Here is a 19,366-nt window from a genome sequence, read left to right as displayed (position 1 = left end):
TCCTGTTAAAACCACCACAGCTACACTCTTTGGTGGTTTATCAAAAGGGTGTTGAACAAAAAGCGGGAATGTTTAAATAAACATTCCCGCTTTTCTATTCTGATTAACCAGTAATTATTAACATTAACCACTCAAAGCGAAAAGCTAACGATCAATATCTTTAACTGACTAACTGCACAGCTCAAAGTGAGTCTGATAGGTTTGTGCCCAACGCAACAACTCAACACGATTACGGGACTGGGTTTTACGGAAGATAGAGGAAATATGAGCCTTCACCGTATGTTCGCTGATGCACAATCTGTGGGCGATTTCTTTATTCCTCGCGCCACTCGACACAAATTGAATGATAGTGCGCTCACGGGAAGTTAGCATCTGCAGCATAGCCACAGTATCGGAGGGCATCTCATTGTTGCCATCGAGTTTTTGTACTACACGACGGAACATCTTACTCAGTAGTGTTCTGTCGTACCACAGCTCCTCTGCCACCATTTTACGTAAACCTGTTAACATCAAATCCATACGTTGATCGGCAAATAAAATGCCTCGAATGCCAAGTAACATAGCTGACTCTTGATCTAAAGAGTCTCGCTCGACTTGATACAGCGCCACGGGGAAGTGTGATACTAAGCGCGAAGCCAGTAAAGGGATCCCCTTGTTATCGAGTGCAGAGCCTTTTTGGGTGATCAGATAAAAACTTCGACGACTCTTATCTAAATCTAATTCCGCCGCATGCTTAACGATACGAGTTTTCAAGCCTATGGATTCAGCGAGTAACGCTAAATGACATGGCGCTGCCATTTGATGTAAAAAAACTAATTCATTAATTGTGCTCAATGACTCTCCTCCCTGAAAAGTATTTTCTATTAGCAAAATGGTATGTTTGACCAGCCTCTTTAGTTAGATTTTTAAACATTCCATTAACCTAGTTGATTTTGACTAGTTAAAGACTGAAAAACATCACCCAAATGTACTATTCCCTCTTTAATCCTAGTAAGTTCGACTAACTAACCACAGATAATTTGAATAACAGTAGAAAATACCATTGAACTTAATCAACTCACGAAACCTAGTACTTTCAAACTATGAAGATATCAGCCCAAAGTTGCAACATAAAGATAACATTAAAATGTGACAGCTAAATGCCATCACACTCACGCCAAATTTTTTATGGAAGGATGAACGCAACTCACTGCCACTAGCTCCTGAGTTTAAGTGCTGCTATTTGCTTATCTTGAAAACGAGACAATAAAACGAGTGCGACAATTGCGCCAATTAATGCCATCAACATATCTGATTGAGTATCCCATACATAGCCTTGGGTGCCCAAAAAGGCTTCGGCGCCTTCACCTGTTGCCACGGCAACCCACCATTCGATGAGTTCATAAAACGCCGAAAACGCGAGCACAAAACACGTGACTAAAAACGCACACCAAGCACCGGGTTTGACCGCTTGATTACGCAGCATAATTTCACGCGCTAACATGGCAGGGATAAAGCCTTGAGCAAAATGACCTAACTTGTCGTAATTATTACGTTCTGAGCCCATCCAATGGGCAATAGTGTCGAATAATGGCACTTCAGCATAGGTGTAATGTGCGCCGACAAACAACACACAGCAATGGGCTAACACTAAAACATACACCAGCGGCGTTAATGGGAAGCGTTTGCGGGTAAAAAATAGCAGTGGCACAGCCACTAATGCTGGAACCGCTTCGAGCCACCAAGTGAAAGAATCTGCGGGATTTATCACCGACCACACGAGCACTAAGAGGTAAATAGCACACCACGCGATTTTGTTATTCAATGTTTCTTCCTCTTATGCGATATTGTTCTTAATTTAGAATATTAACTTTAGCCATCTAGCCCTCCACACTGAGTAAAAAAAGTGCTATTTTGGTGGGTGAAGGTTGTCAGCATATCATAAGAAACATTTCTATTAATTAGAGGGTACCCATATCATGGCGAAACATTCGCTGGACAAGGATAAGATCAAGATCCTGCTGTTGGAAGGCGTCCACCAATCTGCGGTCGATGTACTTGAGCGTGCGGGATACACCAACATCGAATACCACAAAGCCTCATTAGGCGATGAAGCATTAATTGAATCCATCAAAGATGCACATTTCGTGGGACTTCGTTCACGTACCCAATTAACTGCCGAGGTGCTAAAACGCGCCGAGAAGTTGATCGCGGTCGGTTGCTTCTGTATCGGAACCAATCAAGTTGATCTTGCCACCGCCGAATCCCTTGGTATCCCAGTATTTAACGCGCCATTCTCCAATACTCGCAGTGTTGCCGAGCTCGTGATTGGCGAAATCATTATGCTGATGCGCGGTATCCCTGAGCGTAACGCCATCGCCCACCGTGGTGGCTGGATGAAAACCGCCGCTGGCAGCTACGAAGTGCGCGGAAAAACCTTAGGCGTAATCGGTTACGGTCATATCGGTACTCAGCTTGGCATTCTGGCTGAGACGCTGGGCATGCGCGTTGTGTTCTTCGATATCGAAGACAAACTGCCGTTAGGCAATGCACAGCAAATTCATTCAATGGAACAATTGCTGGCGCAATCTGACGTAGTGAGCTTACACGTACCAGAAACCCCACAAACCAAAGACATGATAGGCGCAGCTGAATTTGCGGCGATGAAAAAGGGCAGCATCTTTATCAACGCATCACGCGGCACTGTAGTCGATATCGAGGCCTTAACAGTCGCACTCAAAGAGCGCCACCTTGCGGGCGCGGCGATTGATGTGTTCCCAGTTGAGCCGCAATCGAATGACGATGAATTTATCAGCCCACTTCGAGGTCTTGATAACGTATTGCTGACACCGCATGTTGGTGGTAGTACTGCTGAAGCCCAAGAAAACATTGGTATCGAAGTCGCTGGCAAGCTCGCTAAATACTCAGACAATGGATCGACCGTATCTGCAGTTAACTTCCCTGAAGTTTCGCTGCCTATGCATAAAGGCACCTCACGCTTACTGCATATTCACCAAAACCGTCCAGGCGTGCTGATCAAGATCAACCAAGCCTTCTCGGAAAAAGGCATCAACATTGCCGCGCAATATCTGCAAACCACCGCAGAAATTGGTTATGTGGTCATGGAAGTTGACACCCACCAAGCCGAAGAAGCCTTAGTAGAGTTGAAGGCCATTGAAGGCACACTGCGTACCCGCGTGCTGTTTTAAGAGTTAAGCCGAATCGCATTAAGCGTTTCGGCTAAAGTACAAAGACTAAGGCGCACATATCATTCACAGATATGTGCGCCTTATGCTTTTGAGCCAACAGGAATTCCGTTACAATCTAGCCTCTCACATCGCCTTCATTTTCAGGATCTCGCTATGACTATTTCAGTTTCTACGCCCCATTGGGATCTGGACGCTTCTTTGCCTCCACTCATGCTTGCCAACTTATCTCATATGGGCCTTATTAAAGTGGTTGGAGAACAAGGCCGCAGTTTCATCCATGGCCAAGTGACCACTGACATCAGCTCATTAGCCGATAACCAATGGCGCTGGGGTGCACATTGCGATCCAAAAGGTAAAATGCTGGCCAGTTTCAGAACCTTTGCCATCCAAGATGCGCTCTTTATGCTGATGCCAAAGGATGCCATTGAAGTCGATTTACCCCAGTTACAAAAATATGCCGTGTTTAGCAAAGCCACCTTAAGCAATGCATCCGCTGAATGGACTCTGCTCGGGGTTGCCGGTGAACAAGCAAGCCAGTTCGTGAGCGAACATTTTGGCGACATTCATCAAGAATTCACGCCCATTGAACATGGCGCGATTTTAAAAGACGCTGACCGTTTCATTTTAATGTTAACCCCAGAAGCGGCTGCAGCTTTAGTGGCCAAATCAAAGTTGAGCGTATTTGATGCCAGTGCTTGGCAAGCGTTAGAAATTATCGCGGGTTACCCCAACCTTGCCGCCAGCCATGCCAGCCAATATGTACCGCAGATGTGCAATCTACAGGCAGTCAACGGTATCAGCTTCAACAAGGGCTGTTACATGGGGCAAGAAACCATAGCGCGGATGAAATATCGTGGCGGCAATAAACGCGCCCTGTATATTCTGCATGGTCATACTAATCTGCAAATCAGCCTAGAGTCAGGCCTTGAAATCGCGATGGAAGATGGCTTCCGCCGTGGCGGCCATATTATTGAGTTTGTACAGCGTGGCAACCAAGTGTTGTTAACTACGGTGCTTGCCAACGATACCAGCAACGATACTAAACTGCGTTTTGCCGACGATGAGCAATCAAGCTTAACGATTCAAGCCCTGCCCTACTCATTAGACGAAGCATAAGGCTTTGATTTAATAAAATGGTGTAGAGATTGAAACAGAATAAAGGCGCCAATGGCGCCTTTAGCTTATCTTATACTCAAGCCCTCGAGCACTTGAGCATTCGAGCATTCGAGCATTCGAGCATTCGAGCATTCGAGCATTCGAGCATTCGAGCATTCGAGCATTCGAGCATTCGAGCATCAGTTTTCCAAATAAGTATCTCGAATAGCGATCGCCTCAGGCAGGATTTCTTTAAACATTTCCACCAGCTTAGGATCAAAATGTTTTCCCGCTTGATTGTCAAATAACTCCATCGTCGCTTCGATCGTCCAAGCCTGCTTATAAGGCCTTTGCGAAGTCAAGGCATCGAACACATCGGCAATCGCAGTGATCCGCCCTTCAAGGGGAATATCCTCTCCCACCAAGCCATTAGGGTAACCTGAACCATCCCACTTCTCATGGTGAGTTAAGGCGATACGACGGGCCATCTGCAATAACGGACGCTGTGTTCACCGATAATTTCGGCGCCGATAGCGGCATGTTGCTGCATGATGCGCCACTCCTCGGCATCAAGCTTACCCGGTTTTTTCAGCACTGCATCGGGTGTGCCGATTTTACCGATATCGTGCATCGGCGCCGCATTAAAAATTAAGTCGCAGAAAGTGCTAGGTAAACCAAGCTTTATCGCCAATATTCGGGCGTAGTGGCTCATGCGTACCACATGTAGACCTGTCTCGTTGTCCTTATATTCGGCGGCGCGGCCAAGACGGCGGATGATTTCGAAGCGGGTTTCTTCTAACTCGTGGGTACGTATTTTAACTTGTTGTTCGAGTAGGCGTTTTTGATCATAGAGCGCAAGATGGGTTTTAACTCGCGCCTTAACCACAGGCGCACTCACGGGCTTAGTGATGTAATCCACTGCGCCCAAAGCAAAACCTTGGGCTTCGTCGGAGGATTCAGATAAAGCAGTCACAAAAATGATTGGAATATGACTGGTCAGCGGATCTTGCTTTAGCAGCTTGCAGACCTCATAGCCATTCATTCCCGGCATCATCACATCAAGCAGAATTAAGTCGGGCCGCGACTTTGCTACTAAGGCTAACGCCCTTGGCCCGTCGATCGCCACTTTGACTTTATAGTCATCACCCAAAATACCGATCAAAATATCGATATTCTCCGGTGTGTCATCGACGACTAATATTGTTGCCTTTTCCATTAACAACTCCACTTCATGCGCTTTGAATTTAGTGTGTCACTTTTTTTATCCAAACTGAGCAATGACATCATCAATCAAGTCGATCGCCTCATCAAACTGGTACTGATTAATCATAGACAAGGCAGGGCTTAACGCTTGCCACATTGCACTGCTCACCTGCGGCTTTAAGGCATCAATTTTTGCCACTGCGCTGGCATCGGCATCATCTAAGTTCTGCCGCAAGGCCAGTAATGCCGCCCTTAAATCTTCAGCAGATAATAAATCAACAGCTTGGGGTTCAGCTTGATTCACCGCTGCGGGTTTGGCGTATTCAATCGCATCACAGATAGAAGCCACTAGCGGTTGAATTTGAACTAACTCATCTTCAAAGGGCACATTCTCAGTTAAATGCAACTCAAGTAAACGCGCTAACTCCACCAATTTAGCCGAGCTTAAATTGCCCGCTAAGCCTTTAAGGGTATGGGCAATACGCACCGCATCTTCGATTTGATTCGCCGCGATAGCTTTGCGAACCTGTTCCACCACATTACGCTGACTGCTCACGAAACGATCAAATATGCGTTGATAAAGCCGCGTCGAGTGTTGCACCAGTTGCAAACCTCTATCGATATCCAGCTCTGGGTGCTCTGGCCACTTAAGCAATACGGTTTGTTCTGCACTATGGCCTGCCTCACCCTTAGTGTTACTCAATATCGATTGAGTAAAGGTATCTACTGCAGCCGTTTCAGATGCGGGTGCGAGGTATTTCAACAGGGTTTGATAGAGAACATTCACTTCTATCGGTTTGGCGATATGGTCGTTCATGCCCACCCTGATGCACATGTCCCTATCGCCCGCCATCGCATTGGCTGTCATGGCGACGACAGGTAAATTTGCCAACTCAGGCCTTTTTCTTATCGCCTGAGTGGCTTGATAGCCATCCATCACCGGCATTTGGCAGTCCATTAATACTAGATCGAAATGCTGCTGCGACAGTTTATCTAAGGCGATTTGGCCATTGGTCGCTATGGATAGAATAATCCCCACTTGCTCTAAAAACTCGCTTGCGACTTCGAGATTCATCTCGTTATCTTCCACTAAAAGGATACGTTTTCCCTGTAGCGGCACTAACAACTGCGGAGCCAACTCTTCGGTTCGGCGCCTCACGGGCAATATGCCTTCGCGGCCAATCGCATTCATTATGCCATCGAGTAAGCGTGAGGCACTGATGGGTTTACTGATATATCCCGCTAAAGCCAGTTGCCCAATTTGAGTGAGGAACTCATGATCCGCATGGGCAGAGACCATCAATATTTTGGGCTGAGGATGAGACTGAGGTTGTGATTGAGATTGCGACTGAGCCTGCAATTGGATTTGACGCGCGGTTTCCAGCCCATCCATGTTAGGCATTTTCCAATCAATTAACGCCACTTCATAGGCTTGCAGTAGGCAGCGGCTTATCGCTTCTTCACCCGAGCGAACCGTATCGACCCTAAAACCCATACTTTCGAGCGTAGTGCGCATAATATCTCTAGCGGTCGCGTTATCATCGACCACCAGCACAGACATGCCCTCAAGCTCTTGCTCGAGTACTAATTTCTGACCATCGGAAATGTGCAACTTGACCGTGAAATAGAAAGTGCTGCCATGACCGAACTGACTTTCAACCCCTATCTTCCCGCCCATGAGTTCGACTAGCTGCTTACAAATAGCCAAACCTAAACCTGTGCCACCGTATTTACGGGTGGTTGAAGTATCCGCTTGGGTAAAGGATTTAAATAATTTTGCTTGCTGCTGCTCAGTTAAGCCTATGCCGCTGTCACGCACGCTAAAACGCAGCACGACATCATCATCTTGTTGCTCAACTAAGCTTAGCGACAGCAAAACCTCACCGCGTTCGGTGAACTTAATGGCGTTATTCATCAAGTTAATCAACACTTGGCCTAATCGCAGCGAATCCCCTAACAGATAACGAGGCACGTTGGGCGCAACGGCGAACAATAATTCAATCTGTTTGTGGGCAGCTTTCTCAGAGAACATATCGCTGAGATCTTCCAACATAGTATCGAGCTGAAAGGGTACTGAATCTATGTCTAGCTTACCCGCTTCAATCTTAGAGAAATCCAGGATGTCATTGATAATCGACAGCAAAGACTGCGATGCCCGCTCAATCTTCTCTACATAATTCTTCTGTTTTTTATCTAATTCTGTCTGCAAGCACAGCTGGGACATGCCAATAATGGCATTCATTGGAGTACGGATTTCGTGGGACATATTCGCCAAAAAGTCACCCTTGGCTTTACTGGCCGCATCGGCTTGCTCTTTGGCGAGTAACAGTTCATCTGAGAGCAATTTAAGCTCTGTCATATCGACCATGCTGATCACGGCCGATTCAAATTGTCCTTGAGCATCAAGCAGTGCCGACACATTGACTGTCATCCACAAAGGCGCACCGGAAGGACGAATAAAACTGCGCTCGCCGCGATAATGGTCAATCTTACCTTCAACCAACTCCTGAAATTGCGCCTTGGCTATGGGTTGATCTTGCTCACTGAGAACCTCAAAAATAGCAGTATTACGTAAATGGTTACGTGACAGCGCCATATCGGCACAGAATTGGTCATTACAATCTAAAATAACGCCTTTAATATCCACATTGACTATGCCAATGGTCGCCCCATCGAACAGCGCCTTAAAGTGCGCCTCACTGAGGGCTAACTCTTGCTCTATGGTTTTGCGTTGGGTAATGTCCATCACATAACCATTCCACGTGATGGCACCCTCTTCACCCAAATGACCGCTCGCGCCCGCTTCCATCCAACGTATGCTGCCATTAGGGTGGCGATAGCGAAACTCGCGTATCCATTGCAGTCTGTCTTCACTCTGACCCGACAAGGCCCGCACAACATCGGGCCTTTCTTCATCAAAAATCCGCTCGGCTATGATGTCAAAATTACTCATCAGATCATCGCGATGCAGCCCAAGCATCTTCATTGCCGCACCAGAGAGGAAGGTAAATCTTCGGTCTGTAGGCGAGTGCCACTGCAATTGATAAACAGTGCAAGGAATAGACTCAGTAATATTGGTCATCTGTTGACGCGATTGCTCTAACTGTACCAGCGCGAGTTTACTCTCGGTAATATCGTCGATACTGCCGTCAAACCAGAGTGGAATGCCCTCTTCGGTATAACTCGCCTTACCTTTCTCATGTACCCAGCGAATACTGCCATCGCGGTGGCGAATACGATATTCCACTTCAAAGGTTTCTTGCTGCGCGAGTGCTCTATCAATATGCAAATGACATGTAGGCCTATCCTCCTCTAAAATCAGCGAAGCAAAGGTACGTTGGCGATTTTCAATAAACTGACTCGCTGCATAACCCGTAATCTCAGCAATATTGTCACTGATATATTCCATAAACCATACATCCCCGATGCGAGTCCGATAAACGGCGCCGGGAATATTAGTCACTAGCCCACGAAAACGCTGTTCGCTATCACGGATCTTCTGCTCAACGGCCAGTTTTTGTGTCATATCGCGTATTGAAGCCGCGACTTGCCTTTGTCCATCAAAGGCGGTGGGAAGAATACTCAGCGCTATTTCCGCAATAAATTCATTACCATCGGCTTTTAACGCCCGCACATGACGGGCATTTGCCATACTTCTATCACGGCCCTCTCGCAGGAATGTTTGCCGTTCAAGTACATGCCTTTCTCCCAATTCTTGCGGCAATAACGCCTCAACCTGCAACCCCAGCATAGCGCCCGTTTCGTATCCAAAGAGCTGCAGACAGCGACTGTTGGTGAACACGATTTGCCCTAGCTCATCGACAATCAACATGGCTTCGGGTGCGGCTTCCAGTACCGCATTTGACCAGACCGCCGCCGAGAACTGCTCTGTGACATCGGTAAATAACATCTCCACCGACATTAACTCACCGGTGTCAGACATTAATGGCTGCATAAACACATCGAGCCTTCTTAAATGCCCTTGATCATCCAGCATTTCCACTTGATGCGAAGGAACATTTTGGCCTTTTAAAGCCAAATCAGTGTATTGCCAGTTTTTCTCATTAAGGGGATTGGCCGAAAACAGTCTTTGGTATTTGCGCTTCAGCAGATCAGGGGAGATCCCCAGCACCTTAGTCACGCCCTCGCTCACTTGCGCCAGCTGGCCGTCAGGATCGAGGGAACAATAGAAAGACTTATCGCTCATACCATCAATCAAACGAGCAAAGCGGTTGCCACGGGAATCAAGAATGGCTTGCTCACGTTCGGCGAGTAATTCCGCCATTTGATTGAAGGTATTGCTTAGCGTCACAATCTCACTCACAGCACCTTTAGGAACAATGAGCTGCTGGGTTTTACCCTGTCCAAAGGACAAGATACCCGACTCGAGTAGCTCTAATGGCCGAGTCAGTCGCTTAGCGGCCAGATAGCAAGTCAACAATAATAAGAGGGTTAGCAAACTCAAATTGAGTATTATGGATGCCATATCATCGAGCAGGGAACTGAATAATTCTTGCTCTGGCGCTAGCACTATGACGCGCCATTTTAGCTGCGGAACGGTTGCAATACTCGCGAGGTAAACCACATCCTTATCGTCAACAAACCTTGCCTGACCATCAAGTCCTTTCGCTTGTAAGGCCCAAAAGTCAGCATTCCTGTATTTATTTTTATCGAGCCACTGTGTTGAAGTCGTGGCCAACACTTTTTCCCTATCGACATGATAAATCAGTCGCCCTTGATCGTCTAAAACCACCAGCCGATTAGGCGCAATTCCTAATTGCTTTGGCAAGCCATCTAAGGCTAAGTCAACCGTCGCGACACCAAAATAATGCTCGGCCTCACCAAAGGGAGCCGAATAAGTCACCATCAGAATATTGCCCGCCCCCTCATCAAAGTACGCCTTTGACCAGTAGCCCGCCGCTTGATTGATGGCATTGTTCCACCAGTCCCAAGTGCCATCGGTATAATCGTAACCCTCGGCACCAATATCGAGATAATGGAGATCGTCGCTGCCACTGGTGTCGCGGTAAACATAGGGAGAAAAGAGTTTGCGATTGGGGAAGGTGTTGGGTTTAAACGCGACTGCGGAGCCAAAGAAATCAGGATTACGTTTGAGTCGATTCATCAAGACACTTTTAACGCTCTCAGCGTCATTCATATCTTCTTTGCTTGACAAAAAACCAATAAAATCAGCAAGACCTTGGGTATTGGCTTGTGCGTGCTCGAGTAACAATTGCAGACGAGAAGCCGAGTGACTCGCCTCCTGCGTAAGGCTATGGTAGAGCCGTTTCTCCGAGGAGAGATAACTAAACCAAGCATTGACAGCATAAACGCTCGCCATGATTAAAATGAGAGGCAAGGCTATGTGGGATAAGATTCTGCGGCGAAAAGTACGAAGTTTACTTTTGTCCATGGCGTCGCCCTAAAGTCCTCGATTTTATATGCACTATTTTTTAAATAGTGCATATAAAGTAAACGAAGAATCCAGTGGCGACAATGTCAAAGTTAAAATAATGTGAAGTAATTTATTGTTTTAAAAACACTAATAAGCCGTCTCTAAGAAGCAGTCTCTAAGGTTTGATTTGGCAAGATACGGGCAAAATAGCTTTGGGTTTCAGCGATAATGATATGCCTCAAACCTACAATCGCGATCAAGTTTGGAATCGCCATCAAGCCATTAACCGTATCGGCCAGCAACCAAATCACATCGAGCTTGATAAAAGCACCACCTGCGATCAGTACTAAAAACACCACTTGATACAAGCGTAAACCGCGCTCGCCGACCAAGTAATACCAACAGCGTTCACCGTAGTAATGCCAACCTAAAATCGTCGTGAATGCAAAACACACCAGCGCAATGGTCACCAGATACTGACCCACAACCGCAGAGCCTCCGAGGGCGAACGCCGCGCTCGTCATCGCCGCGCCCGCAGTTTCACCACTCCATACTCCTGTGATGATCAGCACTAAGCCCGTCATAGTACAAATAATGATGGTATCGAAGAAGGTGCCCGTCATGCTGACTAAACCTTGCTCAACGGGTTCATTGGTCTTAGCGGCGGCCGCGGCAATGGGCGCACTACCAAGGCCAGATTCATTGGAGAACACGCCGCGAGCAATACCGATTTGAATCGCCTGCGCCACTGTCGCCCCTAAAAAACCTCCCGCTGCCGAGAGTGGCGTAAAGGCCGATTCAATCACTAAACCTAAGGCGGGTAAAATTTGCTCAGAAAATCCCACTAAAATCCACACGCAGGCCAGCACATAACCAATCGACATGGCAGGCACTAGCTTTTGCGCCACATTCGAAATGCGCTTAACCCCACCTAAAGTAACGGCGGCAACGAGCACTGTCAGCACGGTCGCCGTCAACCAAGTCGGCACTTCAAAGGCAATCGTCAGCGCATCGCTGATGGCGTTAACTTGTGCAAAAGTACCTATGCCGAAAAAGGCCACACCAACCCCGAAGATAGCGAACAATTTCGCCATCCAAGGCAGACCAAGGCCGTGCTCGATATAGTACATTGGGCCACCCGCAATCTGCCCGCGCGCATCGGTCGTGCGATATTTTACCGCCAACATACACTCGGCATATTTAGTCGCCATGCCAAAAAATGCCGCCAGCCACATCCAAAATAATGCGCCTGGCCCGCCCATTTTGATGGCTGTCGCCACACCGACAATATTGCCCGTGCCTATGGTTGCGGACAACGCAGTGCAAAGCGCTGCGAAGGAAGACAAGTCACCATGACCTTTTGCCGGTTTGAATAATAATCCCAGCGCCATAGGCAGACGGATAACTTGGATAAGCTTGAGGCGTGCAGTGAGATAAATCCCCGTGCCCACCAGCAAACAAAGGGTGATTGGGCCCCAGACGATGCCATTGATGCTGGCAAGAAAAGCTTGAAAACTCATGATATTCCTCGAATATTAAACAACAAAATTAATAAACGGAGGAGGAAAAGAAATGGCTGTGACGCGCCGCAGTCGGACGCTATTGCAAACTATTTCTAGCCTGTTCTCGACTGAGATTCGCCCCAGCTGAACGCGAAATGCGCAGCAAGCGAGTCCTCTAAACGAGTGCTTTTAATAGATGCAAAAATACACTATATCAAGCAAAGGGTAAAAATAGCCCACGACGACAAACGACAGGGACTGTGCAGTCATCCTCTCCTCTGTCCTTTTGCCTGAGCGTTTCGCGTCGCTTCAATAACACCACGACACTTTCGCCTTCGGCGCCACCTGATCACACTTTAAATTAAGTGCAATTGGCAGTCTCTCCAGAGGCTCGTCCAGTAACAGTCCACGCCTATCGGCACCTGAAAGAGTGCTTTGTTTTTATGGGAAGATTCGATTCAATAAAACCGTCGCTTCAAATAAAACCAAAGTTGCCTCGTCGGTGTGGGGTCAATTCCCCACTCTCCTGCTACCTTCATCCGAACGGATTGTTAGATTGAGATTGACTCCCAAGCTAACAGGACGCACAGAATGCAACAAACGCGGCGTCAGCTCAAGCCGTTTGCTCACAGTTCGTCGAGGATTTAATTCAATTGACTATTTTTACGGCAAGTGACGATTTATGTTTTGTGATCCCGTTTATGATCCCATTACTGGAAAAATCAGTATCTATCTGAATAGAAAATGCTTTATCTTGAACACGGGATTGCAATGCTAAATTGCAGCCAGGATATGTTGGAGCCACAGCTTGAAACACTGCTTACCAAATAAGCCGCCAATGGATATAAAGGAGTTGCTCAATGGCCGACGTCGCTAAACCAAATCCTGTCGACAAGCTTCACCCAGTCGCCAAGCTTAACCAAATCAGCAAGTGCTTTCGCGATGGCGAGCAATATCATCAGGTACTGCAAGCGGTTGACCTACAGATCCATAGAGGCGAAACCGTGGCACTCACAGGTCCCAGCGGCAGCGGCAAGAGCACCTTACTCAACCTGATCGCCGGTTTTGAAATGCCAGACTCGGGCGAAATCTTACTAGAACAAGCGTCCACCTCAACTTGGCAAGACAAAGATTGGAGCCGTTTCAGGCGCAATTCCTTAGGTGTCGTGTTTCAGCAATTTAACTTACTCACGCCACTCAACGTGAAAGACAATATCGCCTTCTCCTTAAGTTTAACCGCGCAGCCGTGGTCTGCCTGGTGTGACTATCTGGTTGAAAAACTTGGGCTGATGCCATTACTTCACCGCCAAGTTGAAGCCCTGTCCGGCGGTCAACAACAGCGCGTCGCCATCGCCCGCGCCTTAGCCCATAAACCGACATTGCTACTTGCCGACGAACCCACAGGTAACTTAGATGATGTATCGGGTAAGCAAGTCATGGCATTACTGTGTGAACTGGCACGGGAAAGCCAAACCAGTATCTTAATGGTTACTCACAGTGAAGAGTGCGCCGCCTTCATGCAAAAACGTTGGCACTTATCCCAAGGTGCAGTCGCTATCTATGAACAATAAACCGCTCACTAAGGCGACTCCCACAGAACTTAAGCAGATAGAACTTAAGCAAACTTGGCTGAGGCTGACGTGGCTCAGCCTAAAGGTGTTTATCGCCCATTATCGTCATGCGCCCTTGCAGGCGTGCGCGATTCTACTCGGTATCGCCTTGGCCGTGACTCTGCTGATTGGGGTTAAAGCGACCAACGACAATGCGGTGCGCAGTTATAGCGATGCGACTGAGCTTTTGAGCCAGCGTGCCGATGTACTACTTACTCCGCCCCTTGGACAAAACACCTTAGATGAATCTGTTTATTTCGCCTTAAGACGAGCCGGATTAAGTCAGGGTCTCGCCGTGGTGAATGGCAAAATTTCCGGTAAGAATGGTCAGTTTTGGCAACTGGAAGGCAGCGATTTGATTGCCGCATTAACGCTACAAAAATCGAGAAGTCACGCCTCGACTGAAACGCAGTCAACGACCTCGCCACAGATGAATGAGTTACCGCTTGCCGATCTCCTCAACGGCGCCCCCACAGTAATAATGAGCCACAGCCTCGCCACAAAAGTAGCGCCAGACGGTAAACTTGTTTTAGAAAATAGTACCTTAGATGTCATTGCAATTGATAACAATTTTGGCCTCGGCAGCGCCATCTTGGCCGATATTTCCCTCGCCCAGCAATTACTGAACATGCAAGGCCGATTAAGCTATATCGCCATGTTCAGCGAGCGAGAAAACTTACCTCAACTAAAATCCCAACTCGACGCTTTAGGGATTACGCCGCAAAAGGCCAGTTTTAGCCAGCAAGATCAAGGCCAAGCACTGATAGCGCTGACCCGCAGTTTTCATCTTAATCTCAATGCCATGAGCATGTTAGCCTTCGTTGTCGGCCTTTTTATCGCCTACAACGGTGTGCGCTACAGCCTAATGAAACGGCAAAAACTGTTAGTGCAGTTATTGCAACAGGGAATCGAGCGCCGCGCCTTGATGACGGCGCTAATGTTAGAATTAATTTTGTTGGTTGTCATAGGCTCAAGTTTGGGCTTTATCAGTGGCTTGCAACTCAGCCACTGGCTGCAACCTATGGTCGCCATGACCTTAGAGCAAATGTATGGCGCCCACTTACTCCCCGGTATTTGGCAATGGACTTGGCTTATCGAGGCAATTGCCCTCACCTTAGGCGCTGCGTTCGCCGCTTGCTTGCCCTTGTATTTAGATCTTACGCGCCAAGCATTGGCACAAGGGGCGAATCGTTATCAGCAGATGCAGGCACACCGCAAAACCCATAGTATTCAATTTGTCTTAGCCTGTGGTTTACTGACCGTAGCGGCGCTGCTATTTCCCTTCAGTCAAAGCTATAACATCAGCTTAGTGTTACTCGGTATCGTCGCTATCGCTATTCCCTTGTTGTTGCCGCAATTATTACATTGGGGCGTCAGTGCGTTAATGCCCTTGGCCCGCCCTGGACTTTGGCAATATCTGCTCGCCGAAACCCGTGAGCTTATCGCACCGCTCTCCTTGGCTATGATGGCAATCTTGCTGGCGCTCAGTGCCAATGTATCAATGAACACCCTAGTGGGAAGCTTCGAGCAAACCCTGCGGACTTGGCTAGAAACCCGCTTGCATGCCGATCTCTACATTCGCCCACCGAGCCAGCGCATCGACACGATTCAAACCCAACTGATGCACGATCCTAGAGTCAGCGGTCTTTATCAGCAGTGGCAAATTGAAGCCCAGCTTTCACCCCCTGCATCGACGGATAATTCAAGCGAGTTGACGATTCCAATTAGCCTACTTAGCCGTGATGAATATTCGATTCGCCACACCAGCGCCCTAAAAGAAAGCCTGCCTACACTGTGGCAATCCTACTTTAACGCCCCCGTTATCTTAGTGAGCGAGCCCTTAGCCATTAAATATCAATTGCAGCTTGGCGATAGCGTGTCATTGGATGCGCTTAAGCAAACCGGTAGCAGCAAAGCCATTATCGGCGGCATTTATTATGACCACGGTAATACCCGCAACGAGGTGATTATCAGTCAGCCGCTTTGGCAAAAGGCACAGTTACCTGTGCTGCCAGTCAGCTTGGCGGCGAGTTTTCATGGTGACGCGCAGGGCAGCAAGATAAGTGAAACACAGCTCGATGAACTGCAAATCCAACTGGCTACCGAGTTAGGCTTATCTCAAGCACAAATCTACAGCCAAACTAAGATTAAAACCCAAGCTATCGCCATGTTTAAGCGGACTTTTTCGATTACCTTAGTGCTAAATAGTTTGACGCTGATTGTTGCCGCGATTGGCCTCTTTAGTGCCTGTTTAATGTTGACTCAGGCAAGGCAGGCGCCACTGGCACGGCTGTATTCCCTCGGCGTCAGTCGTAATGCTCTGCGCGGTATGGTGTTTATGCAAATGCTGATAGTGGTGCTGATCACTTGTCTGCTCGCTATGCCAACGGGTGCGCTATTAGGTTACCTGCTCATCAACAAGATCACCTTGCAAGCCTTTGGCTGGACGATAAAAATGATTTGGGATTGGCAAGCCTATGGCGAAGCAATACTGATTGCCTTAGCCACCTGCACCTTAGCCGTGCTCTTGCCGCTATATTGGCAAACCCGCAAACCACTGGTCGCCAGTCTGCAGCAGGAGACACTGTGATGAAAACACTCAATCTGAACAGTATTGTATGGGCAGTCGTTGGGTTAATGCTGATCGGCGGCTGTGATAAAACACCATCGACCCCAAATACTCAGTCCAAATCCATGGCCAATGTGGTGGGGAAAACCTCGACTAATCAAGATGATTTAGCCTTTGCCCCTGTTGTTCCCGGCTATAGATTTGAATTTCCGCGGGATCACTTGGCGCACAATCACTTTCGCCAAGAATGGTGGTATCTGACCGCCAATTTAACCACAGAAACAGGTGAGCAACTCGGCGCTCAGTGGACGCAGTTTAGAGTTGCCCTTAACCCCACAGATTTGCAAACATTAGTTCCGCAAGAAACAACTCTGCAAGCAATCATTTCACACACAACAGATCTGCAAGCAACTGATGCAACACCCAAAAGTGAATCAACTTGGGCGACTCAGCAACTTTACTTGGCCCACAGCGCATTAACCTCGAGTCAAACTCATCTGGCTCACGAAAAGTGGTCGCGCCGCCATAGCGAGTTTGCCGAGGTTAAATTGGATCCCTATCAAATCCGCCTCGATAACTGGCGCTGGCAGAGCGAAACCAATGCACTCTTTCCCGCGACCTTAACGGTGGAGAATTCTGATTTTAGCTATCGACTTCAGCTTAATAGCCAAGCGCCACTGCAATACCAAGGCGTTAACGGCTATAGCCTTAAAAGCCGCGACGGCCAAGTAGCCTCTTACTATTACAGCCAACCCTTTATTGAAATTTCAGGTGAAATCAACCGCAATGGCAAAATGGAGCGAGTCACAGGCCAAGGCTGGCTCGACAGAGAATGGAGCTCGCAATTTCTCACTAAAACGCAACAAGGCTGGGATTGGTTCGCGCTCAGGTTAAACGATGACTCGACGCTGATGTTGTTTCAGCTACGGGATCAGTCTCCAGCAGAGTCCGCAAAAAATGCGCCTATCTCGGCATTTTATAGCGCCAGAAGAATGTTTACCGATGGCACTGGGCGCAATATCAATTCCACCGACAATCCCAATGACATTCAGATGACGCCTCTTAAATGGCAACACACAGTCAATGGCGACTATCCCGTCTGCTGGCAAGTTAAGATCCCCAGCGAGGATATCGATCTCACTATCACCCCGCTCAATCCTAATAGCGCCATGCCATTATCGACACCCTACTGGGAAGGCCCAGTACAACTCGCTGGCAGCCATACTGGTACAGGTTATATGGAACTGACGGGCTATTGAGCCCAAACATAGTTCTTATAACCAGAAATGCTAAGTCAGCGCGAAGTAGCATAACAAGATAGTTATTCAGAGAATGATCTTAAGCTGCTGTTGTATAAAGACATCGCAATACGCAATACGTGACCAAGCCCACAATAACACCCTATTTGCGATCGAGTTCAAGACTAATAATCAACCAATTGTTGCATTTTAATGTCAACCCAAATACATTATCATAAATTGAAATGACAACGTTGTCATAGCATACAGATAACAGTTTAACTCTCACGTTAATGAGTAACTGCAATACGCATCAACCAGCACAAATGGAGTTGTGAATGAGTTCTATCATCCGCATAGAGAAAGGTTTTACCTTAATTGAACTCATGATCGTCGTAACCATCATCGGCATTCTCGCCGCTATCGCTATCCCTTCTTTTTCCGAATACCTAAAGCAAGGTCGTCGTTTCGATGCCCAGCAATATTTGATGACGAGCGTGCAAGCATTAGAACGCAATTATTCCCGTCAAGGTAAGTATCCTGCTGCGCAAACCTTAACCAACAGTCCTTACTACACTTTTAGCTACACACCGGCGGACGACAAGTTAAGTTTCTCCCTCTCGGCAGTCCCAACCAGCCGCCAATCGGATAGCTGTGGCACCTTAAGCATTAATCAGAAAGGCGTGCGAACTCCTGCTGCCAATTGTTGGACAAATTAAATGTCGAACACGTGGAATCAAGGATTTACCTTAGTTGAGCTTATGGTTACCGTCGCGATTATCGGTATTTTAGGCAGCTTAGCACTCCCTTCGTACCGCGATGTTATGGCACGTGAACAGCTAACCGCTGCCGCGAATGAATTGGTCTCTAGCTATAAATTTGCCCGCAGCGAAGCGATAAAACGCAGCACTTCAATTACCCTCACGGCAACAGAAGCGGGACTTTGGGTCATTAAAGATAGCGACGATAACGAATTGAAGGTTTTTACGCCCCCGACACGTGGGGTTGCTGTAACAGGACTGGCTAGTATCAGTATCAGTGCCACGGGCAATACAGCCAAAACCAGTATTTCATTGGCGAACAGTCAAGGTGAAAACATGAATTTATGCATTTTACCGAGCGGCCAAAGTCAGCTTCAGAGCGGGGATTGTGCATGAAAGCCTTTAATCACATAGGTAAAAAACACCTTGGCTTTACCATGACAGAAGTTTTAGTCTCACTCGTGGTATCAGTCACTTCATTGCTTGCACTGGCAAAAGCGCAGCTATCATCGCTACAACATGCCACCAATAGCTTTCAATACACAGTTGCCACAGTGCAAGCGCAAAATGTCATTGAACAGATTTGGCCAAGATTATGCGAAGTGCAAAAGCAACCCGCCCGTTTCGAAGATATCAATTTTAGAGCCAGTTTAAGCCAAGATTTCCCCGTAGGCTTTGACTTAGTGTTACCCGCCACTTATCAAGACAACATGGCAATTACTGTGACTTGGCAAGATGGTCGAGTCGATACCGATAATAGCGTCAGTCTTAACGCCAGTTTTCCCCATCTGTGTAAGGCCTAACT

Annotated in this window: 12 protein-coding genes, 1 pseudogene and 1 riboswitch; of the genes and pseudogenes, 8 read left to right on the top strand and 5 right to left on the bottom strand. The window is 47.6% G+C overall.

What is annotated here, in order from left to right; all coding sequences use genetic code 11:
- Window positions 1-168 precede the first annotated feature (168 nt).
- The gene (locus tag OX890_RS06000) at window positions 169-834 is read right to left on the bottom strand and encodes a helix-turn-helix transcriptional regulator (protein WP_063883912.1); all 666 of its coding nucleotides are present in this window, start codon (window positions 832-834) and stop codon (window positions 169-171) included.
- A 361-nt stretch (window positions 835-1,195) separates the two neighbouring features.
- Window positions 1,196-1,804, bottom strand: coding sequence for a DUF2238 domain-containing protein (locus OX890_RS05995; protein ID WP_106649534.1), 609 nt, complete (start codon window positions 1,802-1,804; stop codon window positions 1,196-1,198).
- A gap of 154 nt (window positions 1,805-1,958) precedes the next feature.
- Here OX890_RS05995 and serA point away from each other — a divergent pair, with 154 nt between their 5' ends.
- Window positions 1,959-3,188 carry a phosphoglycerate dehydrogenase gene (gene serA, locus OX890_RS05990; RefSeq protein ID WP_106649533.1) on the top strand — a complete coding sequence of 410 codons (1,230 nt, stop codon included), beginning with the start codon at window positions 1,959-1,961 and terminating at the stop codon, window positions 3,186-3,188.
- Window positions 3,189-3,341: 153 nt separating this feature from the next.
- Window positions 3,342-4,304: a tRNA-modifying protein YgfZ gene (ygfZ, locus tag OX890_RS05985; protein WP_106649532.1), complete on the top strand. Its 963-nt coding sequence runs from the start codon at window positions 3,342-3,344 to the stop codon at window positions 4,302-4,304.
- 179 nt (window positions 4,305-4,483) lie between these two features.
- Here the strand turns inward: ygfZ and OX890_RS05980 are convergent.
- The 3 genes and pseudogenes from OX890_RS05980 to OX890_RS05970 all read right to left on the bottom strand — a co-directional run bounded on the left by OX890_RS05980 (window position 4,484) and on the right by OX890_RS05970 (window position 12,401).
- Window positions 4,484-5,499: pseudogene (locus OX890_RS05980) on the bottom strand (response regulator).
- Between the two features lie 45 nt (window positions 5,500-5,544).
- Window positions 5,545-10,899 carry a PAS domain S-box protein gene (locus OX890_RS05975; protein ID WP_268650246.1) on the bottom strand — a complete coding sequence of 1,785 codons (5,355 nt, stop codon included), beginning with the start codon at window positions 10,897-10,899 and terminating at the stop codon, window positions 5,545-5,547.
- A gap of 143 nt (window positions 10,900-11,042) precedes the next feature.
- A complete protein-coding gene (locus OX890_RS05970) occupies window positions 11,043-12,401 on the bottom strand; it encodes an alanine/glycine:cation symporter family protein (RefSeq protein WP_268650245.1) in 1,359 nt (452 codons plus the stop codon).
- 250 nt (window positions 12,402-12,651) lie between these two features.
- A riboswitch (glycine riboswitch) is annotated at window positions 12,652-12,780 on the bottom strand.
- Between the two features lie 463 nt (window positions 12,781-13,243).
- On the opposite strand from OX890_RS05970, the gene OX890_RS05965 reads away from it, so the two are divergent.
- The 6 genes from OX890_RS05965 (at window position 13,244) to OX890_RS05940 (ending at window position 19,364) form a co-directional block, all read left to right on the top strand.
- Window positions 13,244-13,954, top strand: a complete 711-nt coding sequence (locus tag OX890_RS05965; protein WP_006082983.1) for an ABC transporter ATP-binding protein — start codon at window positions 13,244-13,246, stop codon at window positions 13,952-13,954.
- The gene (locus tag OX890_RS05960) at window positions 13,944-16,583 is read left to right on the top strand and encodes an ABC transporter permease (RefSeq protein WP_268650244.1); all 2,640 of its coding nucleotides are present in this window, start codon (window positions 13,944-13,946) and stop codon (window positions 16,581-16,583) included. The genes OX890_RS05965 and OX890_RS05960 overlap by 11 nt, the downstream gene beginning before the upstream one ends.
- A complete protein-coding gene (locus OX890_RS05955; RefSeq protein WP_268650243.1) occupies window positions 16,583-17,821 on the top strand; it encodes a lipocalin-like domain-containing protein in 1,239 nt (412 codons plus the stop codon). The genes OX890_RS05960 and OX890_RS05955 overlap by 1 nt, the downstream gene beginning before the upstream one ends.
- Before the next feature lie 317 nt (window positions 17,822-18,138).
- On the top strand, window positions 18,139-18,519 hold the full coding sequence (locus tag OX890_RS05950; RefSeq protein ID WP_310473064.1) for a type IV pilin protein: 381 nt from the start codon (window positions 18,139-18,141) through the stop codon (window positions 18,517-18,519).
- Window positions 18,520-18,957: a GspH/FimT family pseudopilin gene (locus tag OX890_RS05945; protein WP_107946583.1), complete on the top strand. Its 438-nt coding sequence runs from the start codon at window positions 18,520-18,522 to the stop codon at window positions 18,955-18,957. It begins immediately after the preceding gene.
- Entirely contained in the window at window positions 18,954-19,364 is a 411-nt protein-coding gene (locus OX890_RS05940; protein ID WP_006086004.1) for a type IV pilus modification PilV family protein, read from the top strand. Before OX890_RS05945 ends, OX890_RS05940 begins: the two co-directional genes overlap by 4 nt.
- The last annotated feature ends 2 nt before the right edge of the window (window positions 19,365-19,366 follow it).

Origin of the sequence: Shewanella sp. DAU305 (assembly GCF_026802235.1) — a bacterium.
Taxonomy (GTDB): domain Bacteria; phylum Pseudomonadota; class Gammaproteobacteria; order Enterobacterales; family Shewanellaceae; genus Shewanella; species Shewanella baltica.
Note: the sequence above shows the minus strand (reverse complement) of the source record. Positions and strands in the feature narration are given on the sequence as shown.

What these genes read in the sequence shown, in the direction of transcription:
- OX890_RS05975 (WP_268650246.1), bottom strand. Translation starts at nt 10,899, where the DNA reads ATGGACAAAAGTAAACTTCGTACTTTTCGCCGCAGAATCTTATCCCAC.
- OX890_RS05940 (WP_006086004.1), top strand. Translation starts at nt 18,954, where the DNA reads ATGAAAGCCTTTAATCACATAGGTAAAAAACACCTTGGCTTTACCATG.
- OX890_RS05970 (WP_268650245.1), bottom strand. Translation starts at nt 12,401, where the DNA reads ATGAGTTTTCAAGCTTTTCTTGCCAGCATCAATGGCATCGTCTGGGGC.
- OX890_RS05965 (WP_006082983.1), top strand. Translation starts at nt 13,244, where the DNA reads ATGGCCGACGTCGCTAAACCAAATCCTGTCGACAAGCTTCACCCAGTC.
- ygfZ (WP_106649532.1), top strand. Translation starts at nt 3,342, where the DNA reads ATGACTATTTCAGTTTCTACGCCCCATTGGGATCTGGACGCTTCTTTG.
- OX890_RS05960 (WP_268650244.1), top strand. Translation starts at nt 13,944, where the DNA reads ATGAACAATAAACCGCTCACTAAGGCGACTCCCACAGAACTTAAGCAG.
- OX890_RS05945 (WP_107946583.1), top strand. Translation starts at nt 18,520, where the DNA reads ATGTCGAACACGTGGAATCAAGGATTTACCTTAGTTGAGCTTATGGTT.
- OX890_RS05955 (WP_268650243.1), top strand. Translation starts at nt 16,583, where the DNA reads ATGAAAACACTCAATCTGAACAGTATTGTATGGGCAGTCGTTGGGTTA.
- OX890_RS05950 (WP_310473064.1), top strand. Translation starts at nt 18,139, where the DNA reads ATGAGTTCTATCATCCGCATAGAGAAAGGTTTTACCTTAATTGAACTC.
- serA (WP_106649533.1), top strand. Translation starts at nt 1,959, where the DNA reads ATGGCGAAACATTCGCTGGACAAGGATAAGATCAAGATCCTGCTGTTG.